14 protein-coding genes are annotated in these 15,498 nt (G+C 52.5%); 9 read left to right on the top strand and 5 right to left on the bottom strand.

The window, feature by feature from the left end; genetic code table 11:
• Positions 1–603: 603 nt before the first annotated feature.
• Complete coding sequence (proP, locus tag DBY68_RS18425; protein WP_108476074.1) at positions 604–2,106, top strand: glycine betaine/L-proline transporter ProP; 1,503 nt, start codon at positions 604–606, stop codon at positions 2,104–2,106.
• Positions 2,107–2,381: 275 nt separating this feature from the next.
• Complete coding sequence (pitA, locus tag DBY68_RS18420; protein WP_108476075.1) at positions 2,382–3,881, top strand: inorganic phosphate transporter PitA; 1,500 nt, start codon at positions 2,382–2,384, stop codon at positions 3,879–3,881.
• A gap of 45 nt (positions 3,882–3,926) precedes the next feature.
• On the opposite strand, the gene DBY68_RS18415 is transcribed toward pitA, so the two are convergent.
• Positions 3,927–4,634, bottom strand: a complete 708-nt coding sequence (locus tag DBY68_RS18415; RefSeq protein WP_108476076.1) for a dTMP kinase — start codon at positions 4,632–4,634, stop codon at positions 3,927–3,929.
• Positions 4,635–4,807: 173 nt separating this feature from the next.
• Between DBY68_RS18415 and DBY68_RS18410 the strand changes: the two genes are divergently transcribed.
• The 7 genes from DBY68_RS18410 (at position 4,808) to lptG (ending at position 11,334) form a co-directional block, all read left to right on the top strand.
• Positions 4,808–5,521 carry a hypothetical protein gene (locus DBY68_RS18410; RefSeq protein WP_108476077.1) on the top strand — a complete coding sequence of 238 codons (714 nt, stop codon included), beginning with the start codon at positions 4,808–4,810 and terminating at the stop codon, positions 5,519–5,521.
• A gap of 40 nt (positions 5,522–5,561) precedes the next feature.
• Positions 5,562–6,314: a hypothetical protein gene (locus tag DBY68_RS18405; protein ID WP_108476078.1), complete on the top strand. Its 753-nt coding sequence runs from the start codon at positions 5,562–5,564 to the stop codon at positions 6,312–6,314.
• A 97-nt stretch (positions 6,315–6,411) separates the two neighbouring features.
• On the top strand, positions 6,412–7,749 hold the full coding sequence (locus DBY68_RS18400; RefSeq protein WP_108476079.1) for a lipopolysaccharide biosynthesis protein: 1,338 nt from the start codon (positions 6,412–6,414) through the stop codon (positions 7,747–7,749).
• A complete protein-coding gene (locus DBY68_RS18395) occupies positions 7,746–8,570 on the top strand; it encodes a hypothetical protein (protein WP_108476080.1) in 825 nt (274 codons plus the stop codon). Before DBY68_RS18400 ends, DBY68_RS18395 begins: the two co-directional genes overlap by 4 nt.
• Positions 8,571–8,589: 19 nt before the next feature.
• Entirely contained in the window at positions 8,590–9,201 is a 612-nt protein-coding gene (locus tag DBY68_RS18390; RefSeq protein WP_108476095.1) for a YtfJ family protein, read from the top strand.
• Positions 9,188–10,258 carry an LPS export ABC transporter permease LptF gene (gene lptF, locus DBY68_RS18385; protein WP_108476081.1) on the top strand — a complete coding sequence of 357 codons (1,071 nt, stop codon included), beginning with the start codon at positions 9,188–9,190 and terminating at the stop codon, positions 10,256–10,258. Before DBY68_RS18390 ends, lptF begins: the two co-directional genes overlap by 14 nt.
• A complete protein-coding gene (gene lptG / locus DBY68_RS18380) occupies positions 10,255–11,334 on the top strand; it encodes an LPS export ABC transporter permease LptG (RefSeq protein WP_108476082.1) in 1,080 nt (359 codons plus the stop codon). Before lptF ends, lptG begins: the two co-directional genes overlap by 4 nt.
• 44 nt (positions 11,335–11,378) lie before the next feature.
• On the opposite strand, the gene DBY68_RS18375 is transcribed toward lptG, so the two are convergent.
• The 4 genes from DBY68_RS18375 to DBY68_RS18360 are packed head-to-tail and all read right to left on the bottom strand — an operon-like array spanning position 11,379 to position 15,474.
• Positions 11,379–12,551 (bottom strand): aminotransferase class I/II-fold pyridoxal phosphate-dependent enzyme, encoded by a 1,173-nt coding sequence (locus DBY68_RS18375; protein ID WP_108476083.1) that lies wholly within the window; start codon positions 12,549–12,551, stop codon positions 11,379–11,381.
• On the bottom strand, positions 12,538–12,798 hold the full coding sequence (locus DBY68_RS18370; RefSeq protein ID WP_108476084.1) for a phosphopantetheine-binding protein: 261 nt from the start codon (positions 12,796–12,798) through the stop codon (positions 12,538–12,540). Before DBY68_RS18370 ends, DBY68_RS18375 begins: the two co-directional genes overlap by 14 nt.
• Positions 12,799–12,829: 31 nt before the next feature.
• The gene (locus tag DBY68_RS18365) at positions 12,830–13,741 is read right to left on the bottom strand and encodes an NAD-dependent epimerase/dehydratase family protein (RefSeq protein WP_108476085.1); all 912 of its coding nucleotides are present in this window, start codon (positions 13,739–13,741) and stop codon (positions 12,830–12,832) included.
• Positions 13,738–15,474, bottom strand: coding sequence for a fatty acyl-AMP ligase (locus tag DBY68_RS18360; RefSeq protein WP_108476086.1), 1,737 nt, complete (start codon positions 15,472–15,474; stop codon positions 13,738–13,740). Before DBY68_RS18360 ends, DBY68_RS18365 begins: the two co-directional genes overlap by 4 nt.
• Between the last annotated feature and the right edge of the window lie 24 nt (positions 15,475–15,498).

Here is a 15,498-nt window from a genome sequence, read left to right as displayed (position 1 = left end):
CAGTGTTTTAGTTATATCGATCACATATTTTGACGAAATCTAACTTACTGCGGGGTGCGCAAATTTTGCTGTGAAAACTTTGTGAATTTATATGATGAGATTTATCTTACGGAAATAATAAAGCGGGTAATTGTTTCTCGGGTTATTTGACATTTTTGAGTGTGTTTTTGGTAACACACTGCGTCAGCGCGTTGACGCAAAAAACCATTAAGATTGAACTTATTTACGAATTTCGACTCAACTTAACAACAGCGTGCATTTATTTGCGAAGTTGATCACAAATTTAAACGCTGGTAGGGTAAAAGGCCTGAGTCCAGACCGGAACCAACATTCCGGGGATTTTTTAACCACCTGTATTTTGCCTGTACAGGCGTCAACAGGTTTGATTGCACCGGGAGCGATCGCCACGTCATGACGTGTAAAGCGACGCTGTCATCCCCAAATGCGCTCCCGCGCAAGGGGCGCGCTAGCAGTACAAGCAAACCTGCTACGCTTGATTAACAGGAGTCTGCATTTTCCCGACTCCTCCGTACACCATGCGAACAGTGCGCTGTTCGACTCCACAGGGTGTGCGTTAACGGCGACAGTAAACGAGGAATACCCATGCTTCGAAGGAAAAAAGTTAAGCCGATCACGCTACGTGATGTCACGATTATCGATGATGCCAAGCTCCGTAAAGCCATCACCGCGGCCTCGCTTGGTAATGCTATGGAATGGTTCGACTTTGGTGTGTATGGCTTTGTGGCCTACGCCTTAGGTAAAGTCTTCTTCCCGGGCGCCGACCCCAGCGTGCAGATGATTGCCGCGCTGGCGACGTTCTCCGTACCGTTTTTAATTCGCCCGCTGGGTGGATTGTTCTTCGGAATGCTCGGCGATAAATATGGACGTCAGAAAATTCTGGCGATCACCATCGTTATTATGTCGATCAGTACGTTCTGTATTGGTTTGATACCCTCGTATGCTTCTATCGGTATTTGGGCTCCTATCCTGCTGTTACTGTGTAAAATGGCGCAGGGCTTCTCGGTGGGTGGCGAATATACCGGGGCATCCATCTTCGTTGCGGAGTATTCACCTGACCGTAAACGCGGCTTTATGGGCAGTTGGCTAGATTTCGGTTCTATCGCAGGCTTCGTCCTGGGTGCGGGCGTGGTCGTGCTGATTTCCACCGTGGTGGGTGAGGAAAACTTCCTTGAATGGGGCTGGCGTATTCCGTTCTTTATCGCGCTGCCGTTAGGGATTATTGGCCTCTATCTGCGCCATGCGCTGGAAGAGACGCCAGCGTTCCAGCAGCACGTTGATAAACTTGAGCAGGGTGACCGTCAGGGTTTGCAGGACGGGCCAAAAGTTTCCTTTAAAGAAATTGCCACGAAACACTGGCGTAGCCTGCTGGCGTGTATTGGTTTGGTTATCGCAACCAACGTCACCTATTACATGCTGTTGACCTATATGCCGAGCTACCTGTCGCATAACCTGCACTATTCGGAAGATCATGGCGTGCTGATTATTATCGCCATCATGATTGGTATGCTGTTTGTGCAGCCGGTGATGGGCCTGTTGAGTGACCGTTTTGGTCGTCGTCCGTTCGTCATTATTGGTAGCGTGGCGCTGCTGGTGTTTGCAATACCGGCCTTTATTCTGATTAACAGCAACGTGATTGGCTTGATTTTCGCCGGCCTGCTGTTACTGGCGGTGATCCTGAACTGCTTTACCGGCGTGATGGCATCGACGCTGCCGGCGATGTTCCCAACGCATATTCGCTACAGTGCGCTGGCTGCGGCGTTTAACATCTCCGTACTGATTGCCGGTCTGACGCCGACGCTGGCGGCCTGGTTGGTGGAAACCTCGCAGAACCTGATGATGCCGGCTTACTATCTGATGGTGATTGCGGTGATCGGCCTGATTACCGGCCTTACCATGAAAGAAACGGCCAACCGTCCGCTGAAAGGTGCGACGCCTGCCGCATCGGATATCGAAGAAGCGCGAGAAATTCTGCAGGAGCATCACGATAACATCGAGCATAAAATTGAAGATATCGATGCCGAAATCGCGACGCTTCAGGAGCAACGTACGCGGCTGGTGCAGCAGCATCCAAAAATTAACGAGTAATCGTGAGTTGACAATCGAGCCGGGTAGACGCAAGTCTTACCCGGTTTTTTTTGGAAACATTCAACAAAAATTGCTATTTGACCTTTTTCTTTTTCTAGCGAAACATTCATGTTTTAGATATATTTCGGGTGATTTATTGGATATGAAAATTATTTTAAGAGGATAAGGTTATATTTATTGTTCAGGCACTAAAAAAATACAATTCACTTTGCCCGAATAGCTAAACTCCCCGATAATGCGCCGGTTCATTATTTTAATATGGCGCAATTATATATATGCTAAATTTATTTATGGGCTTGGATATATACACCGGGCTTTTATTATTGCTTGCTCTGGCATTCGTCCTGTTCTATGAAGCGATTAATGGCTTCCACGATACGGCAAACGCGGTGGCGACGGTTATCTACACGCGCGCCATGAACCCACGGCTGGCGGTGGTTATGGCCGCAGCGTTCAACTTTTTTGGTGTACTGTTGGGCGGCCTTAGCGTGGCCTACGCCATTGTGCATATGCTACCGACGGATTTGCTGCTGAATATGGGGTCTTCGCATGGGCTGGCAATGGTCTTTTCGATGCTGCTGGCGGCAATTATCTGGAACCTGGGAACCTGGTTTTTCGGCTTGCCGGCGTCCAGCTCGCATACTTTGATTGGCGCGATTATCGGCATTGGACTTACCAACGCGATAATGAACGGCAACTCCGTGGTTGAAGCATTAAATCTGCGCGAAGTGACGAAAATCTTCACCTCCTTAATTGTGTCGCCGATTGTGGGCCTGGTGCTGGCGGGCGGGCTGATTTTCTTACTGCGCCGTTTCTGGAGCGGCACCAAAAAACGCGCCCGCATCCACCGTTCGCCCGAAGAACGTAAAAAGAAAGGTGGCCTGAGAAAACCCCCGTTCTGGACGCGAACCTCCTTGATCGTTTCGGCGGCGGGCGTGGCGTTTTCCCACGGTGCGAACGATGGTCAAAAAGGAATTGGTCTGGTGATGCTGGTGCTCGTCGGGATCGCGCCTGCCGGTTTTGTGGTCAACATGAACGCATCAGGATACGAAATTGCCCGTACCCGCGATGCCATCAACAACTTTGAGGTGTTCCTTGAGCAACGTCCGGCGCTGTTGAAAGCCATCACCACAACGGAGCAACCGGTGGCGACTGCACAGACTGCTGATAGGCAATCTGGCGCGTTTCACTGCCATCCGGCGAATACGATGGAGACTTTCGATCGTGTGAAAACTTTGCTCGCAGGTAATATAACTCACTACAGTGCGTTAGATGCGAGTCAGCGTAGTCAGTTACGCCGCATTATGCTCTGCATCTCCGATACCGCAGAAAAAGCGGCGAAGTCAGAAGGTGTGAATCCTAACGATCAGCAGATGTTGAAAAAACTGCGAAGCGACATTCTGAGTACGATTGAGTATGCGCCTGTCTGGATAATCATGGCCGTAGCGCTGGCGCTGGGTATCGGCACGATGATTGGTTGGCAACGTGTGGCGATGACCATTGGTGAGAAAATTGGCAAGAAAGGGATGACCTACGCCCAGGGGATGTCCGCCCAAATTACAGCGGCGATGTCTATCGGCCTGGCGAGCTACATCGGGATGCCCGTTTCCACCACCCATGTGCTCTCTTCCGCTGTCGCAGGCACCATGCTGGTGGATGGTGGCGGCTTACAGCGTAAAACGGTGACCAGTATTTTGATGGCGTGGATCTTCACGCTGCCAGCCGCCATCTTTTTATCCGGGGCGCTGTACTGGATTGCGCTGCAGCTTATCTGAGTGACACCCCTTAAGCCCGGTGATATACCGGGCTTAACAGGGTAATCAGCCCTGTGACAACAGCGTATATCCCCGGCGCGCCATAAAGCGCATCACCGCGTTTTCCGCGTCGTTCAGCACCTCATCCAGTGGTTTATTCGCATCGATATCAACCCGTTCGGCGCCGTTAAATGTGAGCTGCGGGGTAATCGCTATCTTCCGTGCCAGCGATTCTCGCTTATGATCGGGTTTCCGCGCACAGGCTACCTCAAGATCAACGTTCAGTTTAATGACTAAATCCGGTTTATGGCTGGCCATCCAGTGGAAGGCCTTGCGTTCACATTCAGCCAGCCATGAAACAAAACGGCTACCGGTCACATTGGGCGGAAAAACGGTACCGTCGTAAGCGCCGGGGATCTGCGCCTGAGGGTAGCGATCGGTTAACACGATTAATCCTTTTTTATGGCATGCCAGCATATGGCGAAAACGGAGCAGGCGGCGTACAACAAAAGCGGTAATTACCAGCGCGGGAAGCGGGCCGGGTAATTTTTTCGCCGTTTTCACCTGGTTGCGTTCTATGGTTTTATGCAGTGATTTACCCATTAAGGGGAGTTTGGCCACGGCACGACCAACGTTGCCAGCTTGTTTTCCCAGGTGAACCTGTTCGGCAGGGCCATATTTTTTTAAGGTGGTAATCAGACGTTCACAGACAGTGGATTTACCGGAGCCGTCACTACCAATAACGGCAATAACCGGCGGTGTTATTGACTGCATAAATAAATTCCTTATTTAATATATCCATATTAAATATTGTTTTGATAAATGTATTTAAGCGTGACGATAGTTTATCGCATGCTGACATTTAATTATTGTCACGACAATGCCGAAAAGATATTCTGAGCACAATGCCAGTAATATACAATCATTTCTTTAATAATGGATTTTTCATGAGCCAATATAATATTCAAAAGGTTAATCCACCTTTTGTCAGAGTGATTGCCATTGTCGGTTGTGATGGTTCTGGTAAATCAACACTGGCTTCGGCGCTGGTTGAAAAGCTTGCCGTAAACCTGCCTACGCAATTACTTTATCTTGGGCAATCCTCCGGGCGTATTGGCGAATGGATTACGCAGCTGCCGATTATCGGTGCGCCGTTTGGCCGGTATTTACGTGCCAAAGCCGCCAGGGTTCATGACTATCCTTCCTTACCGCCGGGCAACGTTAGCGCGCTGGTTATCTTTTTACTCTCCTGCTGGCGGGGCTGGAAGTTTCGCAAAATGCTGCGCAAAAGCCAGCAAGGTTATGTATTGATAACCGACCGCTACCCGCAGGTGGAAGTGCCCGGTTTTCGTTTTGATGGCCCGCAACTGGCAAAGACGCAAGGCGGTAACGGCTGGGTGTGTTTGCTCAGAAAAAAAGAACTGAAATTATATCGCTGGATGGCTTCTTATATCCCTGTGTTATTGATTCGCCTCGCGATTGATGAGCAAACGGCCTTCAGCCGCAAGCCCGATCATTCACTGGCGGCGCTGCATGAGAAAACTACCGTGATCCCTACACTCAATTTTAACAATGCGCCCATTCTTGAGCTGGATGGACGCCAGCCCGCGGATGCCGTCCTCGCTGAATCATTACGTTCGATTCAATCCGCGCTTTCCTGATTGCCGCAATCTGATTGTGACGAATTCAAGAGTAAACACCATGGAAACAACCAACCTCACCCCGGCCACAGTGCCTCAGACCGAATCTATTTCTGGTCTGATTGCGGTGGTGGGCTGCGATGGCACCGGTAAATCAACCCTGACCACGGATCTGGTGAAACAGCTACAAATGCAGTGGGTTACTGAGCGTCGGTATCTGGGGCTGCTTTCAGGAGAAGATGGCGACAAAATCAAAAAGTTACCGCTGATTGGTGTTTGGCTTGAGCGGCGACTGGCCGCGAAGTCGTCGAAGACGCAGAGCATGAAAAACCGATCGCCAGCGCTTTGGGCCGCGTTGATTATGTTCGCCTTTTCGCTTCGTCGGCGAGTGAAGTTACGCAGGGTTCAGCAACTGACGCAACGTGGCGTGCTGGTGGTGAGCGACCGCTTCCCCCAGGCAGAAATCTCCGGCTTTTATTACGATGGGCCGGGTATCGGCATTGAGCGCGCGACGGGGAAAATAAAGCAGCGACTGGCAGCGCGCGAGACGTTGCTATATCAGAACATGGCGCGCTATCAACCAGATTTAATTATTCGACTGATGATTGATGTCGAGACAGCGTTTTCGCGAAAGCCCGATCATGATTATGAAGAGCTGCGGGATAAAATCGACGTGATGTCGAGAATTAACTACAACGGTTCACGCATTATAGAGCTGGATGCGCGCGCACCTTATGCCGAGGTGCTGAAAAAAGCATTGTCGGCAGCCTCTGAGGTGGCTGCGATTTCAAAACGCCAGCGTGTGGCGAATTAATATGAACGGCTGCTAATAAAGCATTTTATTAAATTATGAATGCAAAGTATTTAATTCTTTGTTGAATATTAGAGCCTGACGGACTGTTATTATTACAATGAAAAATTGGTTTTCTGATGGCGCGTTCCGCACCATTATTCGCAATAGTGCGTATTTAGGCTCCAGTAATGTGGTGAGCGCTCTGCTGGGTTTGCTGGCACTCTCTTGTGCCGGTAAGGGCATGACGCCGGCGATGTTTGGCGTGCTGGTGGTTGTGCAGTCTTACGCCAAATCCATCAGCGATTTTATCAAGTTTCAGACCTGGCAATTGGTGGTTCAGTACGGCACGCCCGCGCTGGAAAATAATAACCCGCAGCAGTTTCGTGATGTGGTGTCGTTTTCCTTAGGTCTGGATATCGCCAGCGGGGCTGTTGCTATTGTCGGTGGCATGGCGCTGCTGCCATTTCTCTCTCATTCCATGGGGCTGGATGCGCAAAGCTTCTGGTTAGCCATGCTTTATTGCACGTTGATTCCCTCGATGGCGTCATCCACGCCGACCGGCATTTTGCGAGCGGTCAACCGATTTGATCTGATTGCTATTCAGCAGGCGACAAAGCCTTTTCTGCGCGCGTTGGGTAGCGTGATTGCGTATTACGGTGATTTTGGTTTCGCCGGATTTGTGATCACCTGGTACGCCTCGAATCTGGTCGGCGGCACAATGTACTGGTGGTTTGCCGCCCGCGAACTGCGGCGCCGCCATATTCATGGTGCACTGCGTCCCCGGTTGTTTGAATCCGCGCGACGGATACCTGGCGCCTGGGGGTTCGTTTGGTCAACCAACATCGCGCACTCCATCTGGGCGGCGCGCAACTCATGCAGCACCGTGCTGGTAGGCGTAGTGCTGGGGCCAGCGGCGGCGGGGTTGTTTAAAATTGCCATGACTTTCTTTGATGCGGCGGGTACGCCTGCCAGCTTGCTGAGCAAAAGTTTTTACCCGGAAGTGATGCGCCTTGACCCACGCACAAAGCGTCCGTGGATGCTGGGCATTCGTTCTGCGCTGTTGGCCGGCGGGATTGGCATTCTGGTCGCGCTGCTGGTGATTGTGGTCGGCAAACCGCTTATCTCGCTGGTGTTCGGTGTGAAATACCTTGAAGCGTACGACTTAATTCAGGTCATGCTGGCGGCCATAGTGATTTCGATGGTGGGCTTCCCGCAGGAGTCGCTGCTGCTCATGGCGGGTAAACAGCGTGCTTTTCTCGTCGCCCAAACGTTCGCCTCTGCAGGTTACCTGATTTTGCTGATCGCCCTATCGCATATTTTCGGCGTGATGGGCGCGGCGTTCGCTTATTTCTTTGGTCAATGTCTCGACGTCCTGTTTTCGCTGGCGCCGACGCTACGGGCCTATTTTCAGCGTCATTTACTGGTCTTTAAAGGATCGACGGAGGGCGGAAAGTGATGGAAAAACGTTTTGCACCTGAAGTGACCCGGCGCCTGTTTACGGCGGTAGAAGAGGACGATTACGTGGATGCGCAGGTCAGCCTGCCGCCGGTGATTGATTTACACTGCACGCCGGAAATCATTCAGGACAACTATGCGTTGTGTCTGCAATTCTGGGAAGAGGGGGTAACGCGCCAGGATTTGCTCGATCTGACGTTGAAACAGGCAAGCGGTGTTGAACTCTCTGCAGCAGAACGCCTGCAGTACAAATATATGCGTGCGCGCTATAAGCATCTGCGTTTCGCCCAAAGGCTGTATCTGCAAAAACACCAGGCCGGTTTCCTGTTTGGCAAAACGACGGTCTATCTTGGGCGCTTTCAGGATGGATTTCGTAATCAAAAGAAGGATGTCATTGGCTTTTACGGCAGGCTGCTACGGGTGTATTTGAGCTCGCCGGTATGGGGGCTGGTGCGCTACCGCTTGCGCCATAGCACGCTGGCGAGCGTTGACAATTTTGTCGCCTGTCGCCGATCGCAAATGCAGACGCTAAAGACAATCATCGCTCGACCAAAGCTCACTGGGCGCGAATTCCATGACGTGCGAAAAATCATCAGCCAGCAGGTTTCGTTTTACGACACTCTGCGGTCGATTGACCCGGATAACCGCGAAGCATGTCAGGTTTCCCGCTTTTTGGCCGCCATCAACGGGCTGATGGGCGATAAGCATGATGAGATGGTGGCCGACGACATGGAAAATCGTCTGGCCTATGAGACGCCCGTGGCGCTGGACGAGGACATCCGCCAGCGCTTAGAACTGCTTCTGGCGCGCTTTCCGCTGTAAAAGGACGCTCAATACGATGATGGATAATCGATGGAGAGGCACATGCGCCATTATGCTGTTGATAACACTATTGAGTCTTCCCGGCCTGGCGGCGGCGCACAATTTTGTCGTGGGTAAGGCCGTTTCGCCAATCGCCATTAGTGACGGCGGCGAGCTGCAGCTAAATGACGACGATAGCATTGGTTATCACCCCTGGAACAGCGCGCAACTGGTGGGGAAAGTGCGCATAGTGCAGTACATCGCAGGGCGGAAATCGGCGAAAAAGAAGAATTCACTGCTGATTAAAGCCGTCGAGAAAGCGCACTTTCCTGGCGATGTGTTTCAGCCTACCACCATTGTGAATACCGATGATGTCGTCTTCGGCACCGGCTATTTCGTGCGTGAGAAGATTGAGAACAATAAGCGCCGATATGCCTGGGCGCAGTTCGTCATCGACGGCGGTGGCGTGGGGCGCAATAGCTGGCAGCTTCCGCAAGAGAGTTCCACCATTTTTGTCCTCAACCATCAGGGGCAAATCGTGTGGGCCAAAGACGGCGGCCTGACGGAAAAAGAGGTCAGCGAGGTGATTAAGCTGCTATGGGTGCTCATTTCTGAAAAAGAAAGGTCTGCGGCTAAACATGAAACTGATTGAGCGCTACATCATAGGGGGAACCTGTCGCCTGATGCTGATTATGGTCGGTTTTTTGATCTTCATTTTTACCTGCTACTGCGCACAACGTTATCTCACCGAAGCCGCTAACGGCACGTTGGCGCTGGAAGTGGTATTAAGCGTGGTTTTCTATAAGGTGCTGATTGCGCTGGAGATGCTTCTGCCCGTCGCGCTGTATGTGTCGGTGGGCGTGACGCTGGGTCAGTTGTATACCGATTCGGAAATCACCGCCATGTCCGCCGCAGGCGCCAGCCCGCTGCGCCTGTATAAGGCGGTGATAGCTTTGGCTATCCCACTGAGTGTTCTGGTGATGTTGCTCTCTGTGTACGGTAGACCGTGGGCGTATGCGCAAATCTATCTGTTAGAACAGGAATCGCAGTCGGAGCTGGACGTTCGCCATTTGCAGGCGAAAAAATTCAACGTCAATGATAACGGCCGGATGATCATGGCCGAGATGATTCATCCTAAGTCGAATCATTTGAATGAAGCGCTGATTTACACCTCGGCAGCCGGAAAAACCAGTCTGTTCCGCGCGCAATCTATTGATGTGATCGACTCTTCCCCTCTGACGCCAACGGTGATGCTACACGCCGGAACGGCCTATACGCTCGACCAGGAGGGCAGCGACGATAACGAGCAAATTTACCGTAATCTTGAATTGCACCTCAATCCGCTGACGCAGCGGGTGGAAATTAAACGTAAAGCCAAACCGGCTGAGACGCTGTCGGTTTCCAGCGATCCGGCTGACCATGCGGAGCTACAATGGCGAAAAAGCCGCGGCATCACCGCACTGTTGATGGCGATGTTGGCTATTCCATTAAGCCGCGTAAAACCCCGGCAAGGGCGCTTTGCCACGTTAATCCCGCTGACACTGATGTTCGTTGCGATTTTTTACGGCGGCAATGTTTGCCGAACGCTGGTGGCGAACGGCGCGATACCCCTGACGCCCGGCGTTTGGCTGGTGCCGGTTCTTATGCTTTTCGGCATGCTAGTGCTGATGGCGCGCGACTTCTCCTGGCGACAGACATTTTTCCGATGACGTTATTGAGCCGATACCTGATGCGTTACCTCTTCACCGGTTTTGCAGCGGCGGCGGGACTGCTGCTGCCGTTGTTCAGTACTTTTAATCTGATCAACGAACTGGATGATGTCAGCCCTGGCGGCTATCACTGGACGCAGGCGATGCTGGTGGTGTTGATGACGCTCCCGCGCTGCCTTATCGATCTTGGGCCCTTCATCGCGCTGCTCGGCGGGATTGTCGGGCTGGGGCTGATGTCGAAAAGCAGTGAGCTGACGGCCATTCGCAGTACCGGTTTTTCCGTTTTCAGGATTGCAATGGTGGCCCTGTGCGCGGGCGTGATATGGGCGGTATCGCTGGGGGCGATTGATGAGTGGGTGGCCTCGCCTTTACAGCAGCGGGCGCTGCAAATGAGAAATGTGTCGATGGCCGCCGGGAACGCTATCGATATGACCGGGAATGTGTTGTGGGCTCGTCGCGATAATACGTTTATGACCGTGAAATCACTGAACGAGCAGGGGCAGCCTATGGGGGTGGAGATTTTTCACTATCGCGACGACCTCTCACTTGCGTTCTACATCTATGCCCGGAAAGCGACCATTGTGAAAGGCGATAAGTGGGTGCTTCAGGACGTGCGTAAAAAACAGTGGCATGAGGGCAGGGAAACGATTGAAAGCAAAGCAAGTTTACCGTGGAACGCCTTTTTCACCCATATGGGTCTGGACGTGCTCTCGTTGCCGGGAAATACCTTTTCCATTTGTCAGCTTAATCATTACATTGCCTATCTCAAGCAGACACACCAGCCCAGCATGGAGTACCAACTGGCGCTTTGGCAAAAGCTGGGGCGGCCAGTTTTAACGTTGGCAATGATCTTACTGGCGATTCCGTTTGCCTTTGTTACGCCGCGCTCGTCAGGGCTCGGCAGCCGCTTAGCCATGGGCGGTATTCTGGGGCTGCTGCTCTACATCAGTTATCAAATTATGGTTAATCTGGGATTATTGTTCGCCCTCAATGCGCCGTTAACTGCGCTGGCGTTGCCGACGGCCTGCGTGATAGTGGCGATACTCCTGGTGCGGAGATACGATCGGGCGCGGTGAGTGAGTCAGCCATGCGTCGTGATATGCGCATGGCTGAACTTGTTTCAGGACTTCAGCGCGGAGAAGGCCTGAATAATGGCATCGATCTCTTCATCGCTGTGCGCAGCGTTTATGCTACAGCGCAGCAAAGTGATTCCTGCTGGTGCAGCGGGTGGTAAAATCAGGTTCACATAAACGCCGGCTGTAATGAGTTCACGCCAGATCTTCAGACCTTCCTCTTTCGATCCGATAATCACCGGCACAACCGGGCTGATATGTGAACCGAGCTGATAGCCCAGTTTTTCCAACCCTTCATACAGACGATGCGCGTTATCCCACAATTTTTGCCGCAGCGCGGGCTGGGTGGCAATGGTGTGCAGAGAGGATCGCACGGAGGCGATGCTGGAAGGCGATGGCGAGGCGGTGAAAATATAGGGGCGGCTACCATAGCGCAGCACTTCCATCTCTTTACCACCGACGGCGAAGCCGCCGATAGATGCGAGACTTTTACTGAAGGTGCCGACGATGATATCAACATCCTGCTCAACGCCGACCGCTTCAGCCAGACCCCGCCCATGTAGCCCCATCACGCCAAAAGAGTGCGCTTCATCCACGATCAAAAAGCCGCCCAGACGGCGCTTAATGTCGACAATCTCTGCCAGCGGCGCCACATCGCCGAGCATGCTGTAAATGCCTTCGACGATGATTATGGCGTCACGCGCACGCTCGCCCAAACGCACCATTCGGCGTTCGAGATCTTTCGCGTCATTGTGGCGGAAGCGAATAATCTCTGCGCCGCCCAGGGTACAGGCATCGTAAATGCTGGCATGACTGTCGGCGTCCAGCAGCACCACTGCGTTGTGGTCTGCCAGTGCGCTAATGACGCCGAGATTAGCCGTATAGCCGGTAGAAAAGACAATTGCGCAGGGACGATCGAAGAATTGCGCCAGTTCCTGCTCTAACGCAAGGTGCGGGCCGTAGCTGCCGTTCGCCATGCGCGACCCGGTAGTGCCGGTACCCTGCGCGGCTAACGCCGCCTGGCCCAGGGCGATGGCGTCGGCATTGAAGGTCAAGCCGAGATAGTTGTTGGTTCCCGCCAGAATGACCCGTTGTGTGCCAATGCGCCCCTGTGTGGCGGAATACACTTCGTCAATGCAGGTGCCAAAGGGGGTTATGCCGGAGGTGGAAAACTGCTCGCGCTCGCTGGCGAGACGTGAAAACTTATCATAAAGACTCATTGCGGTTCTCCAGCAGGGGAATTAAAGCATCACGCAATTGCACAGGGGTTCTGACATCCAGCAAGATATTGATAGGAATGGAAATATCGAATTCGTCTTCTAACTCCATCAATAAATCCATCACCTTTATCGACTCCAGGCCCAGATCGTTGACGAGATCACTGTCAGGCTTAATTTCCCGTCCATTTTCGATCATCTCCCGCAAGCAGGAGAGAATGTAATCCATCACTCTTTCACGATTTACCATAGAAATGTTGCCACACCTGTTATGTAGATAATCAAAATAGCCTGTTGTGTATCGCATGCGTCAGGCTAATCCCTGGAGACCAGTTAAAATCGTCGACGGCCTTTTTGATGTTTACCGACCAGTCCGGATGTGTGAGTTCGCATATTTTTGACCGGGTGAGCATCGGTTCTTTTCCTGTCAGCAGGCTGAGCCGCGTGTTGATATCCGCCATCATTTGCAGCAGATACCGGGGAACAGGTATTAATCTGACCGGCCCCTGACGCGCAGTGGCGCCGATGTTCTGAAGATCCTTCCAGCTATAACTCCCGGTGCCGTCGCCTAATTCGTAGGTATGTGCCTGCGGGGTTTCACTGGATAACCACTGCGTAACGGCCTGTGCCAGGTCGATCGCATGAATAAAAGAGAGCTTTGTGTCCGCCGCGCTGAGCTGGGGAAGAACCCCGCGTAACAGCCAGTTGAAGAGCGGTTTGAGTTCTTTGTCACCCGAGCCGTAAACGGCTGTGGGGCGGAAAACGCCCAGTGAGATCCCGGAGGACATTGCCGCTAATTTCTGTTCGGCCATATATTTCGAATTGGCGTACCAGGAGAGTTGAGGATGCCGCGCGGCCAGGGAAGAGATAAACAGAAATCGCTCGCAGCATCCGCCTTCTTTGGCGGCCTGCAGCAGACGCAGACTGCCCATCACATTACACTGGGTAAAAACATCCTCATTGTGCCCACGTACCTGACCTGCGCCATGAACAAGGTATCGCGCGCCTTTTACCAGTTCCGCGAGAGAGTTCCTGTCTTCCAGTGAACCCTGGATCCAGGTGAGATGATGGCTTGAGTCATTACGCGGAACGCGGGTTAAGGCACGAACCGTAAAGCCGCGGGAAAGCAGACTGGCAAGAATATGCCTGCCAATAAAACCCGTTCCCCCCGTTACCGCGACCGTATGCGTCATTGCACTAAACCTGCCACCGGAGTTTGCGGCGAGCCAATGGTTTCGCCGAACGGACTTCGATAACGTCGTTTAGCCTCAGCGCGCGCGGGTTTACCGGACGAGGTGCGCGGAATGCTGTGCGGAGGAACAAATTCGATATTCGCCATCACGCCGAATTCACTTTGAATGCGTGCCATAAGCGCATGCAGCGTTTGCTGGCGCTGCTCTTCTGAGTTGATACGGCACTGAATCTGCAAGACAATCCGCTCTTGTGCGGTGACAAACGCAATCGCGTTGCCTGCATGAATGCCCAACTCTTTTTCCGCGACGTATTCAATGTCCTGTGGCCAGATATTCCGACCATGAATAATAATCAGATCTTTAATTCGCCCGGTGACGTAAAGATCGCCATCCAGCAGATAACCCAGATCGCCGGTATCCAACCAGCCGGTTGACTGAATTTCCTGTTGTGAAGCCATGTCCTGGAAATAACCGCTCATCAGGCTCGGCCCGGAAATACAGATATGACCGATTTCCCGCTCGGCCAGAGGTATACCCAGTTCATTGCGGATTTCAATGGCATGCCCTGGAAGGGCCTTGCCGCAGTTAGCGAAGGTGGAAATGGCGCGTGTTTGGGCGGTGGGCGCAACGGCTTTGCCTTGGCGCTCAAGAATATCACGGTCGATTTCATTGACTTGCAGCCCAGCGGCTTCAGCGGAGAAGCTCACCGCCAGCGCATTTTCGGCCAGACCATAGCAGGGCATAAAGGCGGAAGAGTCAAACTGCGCCTGACGAAAGCGTTCGCCGAACTCGGTTAACTGCTGCGCAGGAATAGGTTCTGCGCCAATGCCCGCCACACGCCAGCAGGAGAGATCGAGCTCGGCCAGATCGCGATCATTGACGCGACGCAGGCACAGGTCATAGCCGAAAGGTGGCGCAACCGAGACCGTGCAGCGGTTTTGGTTGATTAGCTTTAGCCACTGGAGCGGGCGCATGGCAAAATCCTGCGTGCGCAGATAATCGACAGAGCGCTGCGTCGCGACCGGCGTTAATAGAAAGCCGACTAACCCCATATCATGATAGAAAGGCAGCCAGGAAACGCAACGATCGCTTGCGCGTAATTTTATCCCATCGTGGCTAATGACGCGTAAATTCGCCATTACCTCTCGGTGCGTAATAATAACACCGCGCGGGAAGCGGGTGCTGCCAGAGGTATATTGAAGGTAAGCAATATCATCGGGAGACGGCAGCGGGAGTTCCCCCTCTTTTTCTGCCAGCGCATTAAAGTCGGCATGGCTTAAAATATGAAGCGTGGCGTTATCTGTATTTTCTACATCAATAAGTGAGAGCCATTCATCACTGCTAATAATTGCGGCGGGTTTACAACTGGCCAATAAACCCTGAAGTTTGGTGGTGTAGGCGTCACGTTGCCCTACGCCCATTGGAATGGCGAGCGGAACAGCAACCAAACCGGCGTACTGACAAGCAAAAAAGGCTTCAACGAACCCGGTGCTGGTTTCGGCAATAAGCGCGACGCGCTCGCCCTTACCAATGTTCAGCGACAGCAATCGCCGTGCGCCAGCTCTCGCGCGTTGTTGCAGCTGGTGGTATTCCAGTGTGCTCTCAAGCTGGAGGCGCCGATCGTAGAAATACATACCGGCGCAACTCAGGGCTGCATAGTCCAACGCTTCCACCAGAGTGGGGAAGTCCGCATAGCGCATCGGCAGAGTCAGTGTTGGGTTATTGTCGGACATATACACCATGAATAATATTTAATT

The sequence above is a fragment of the Pseudocitrobacter sp. RIT415 genome (assembly GCF_003057695.2).
GTDB classification, from domain to species: domain Bacteria; phylum Pseudomonadota; class Gammaproteobacteria; order Enterobacterales; family Enterobacteriaceae; genus Pseudocitrobacter; species Pseudocitrobacter faecalis.
Note: the sequence above shows the minus strand (reverse complement) of the source record. Positions and strands in the feature narration are given on the sequence as shown.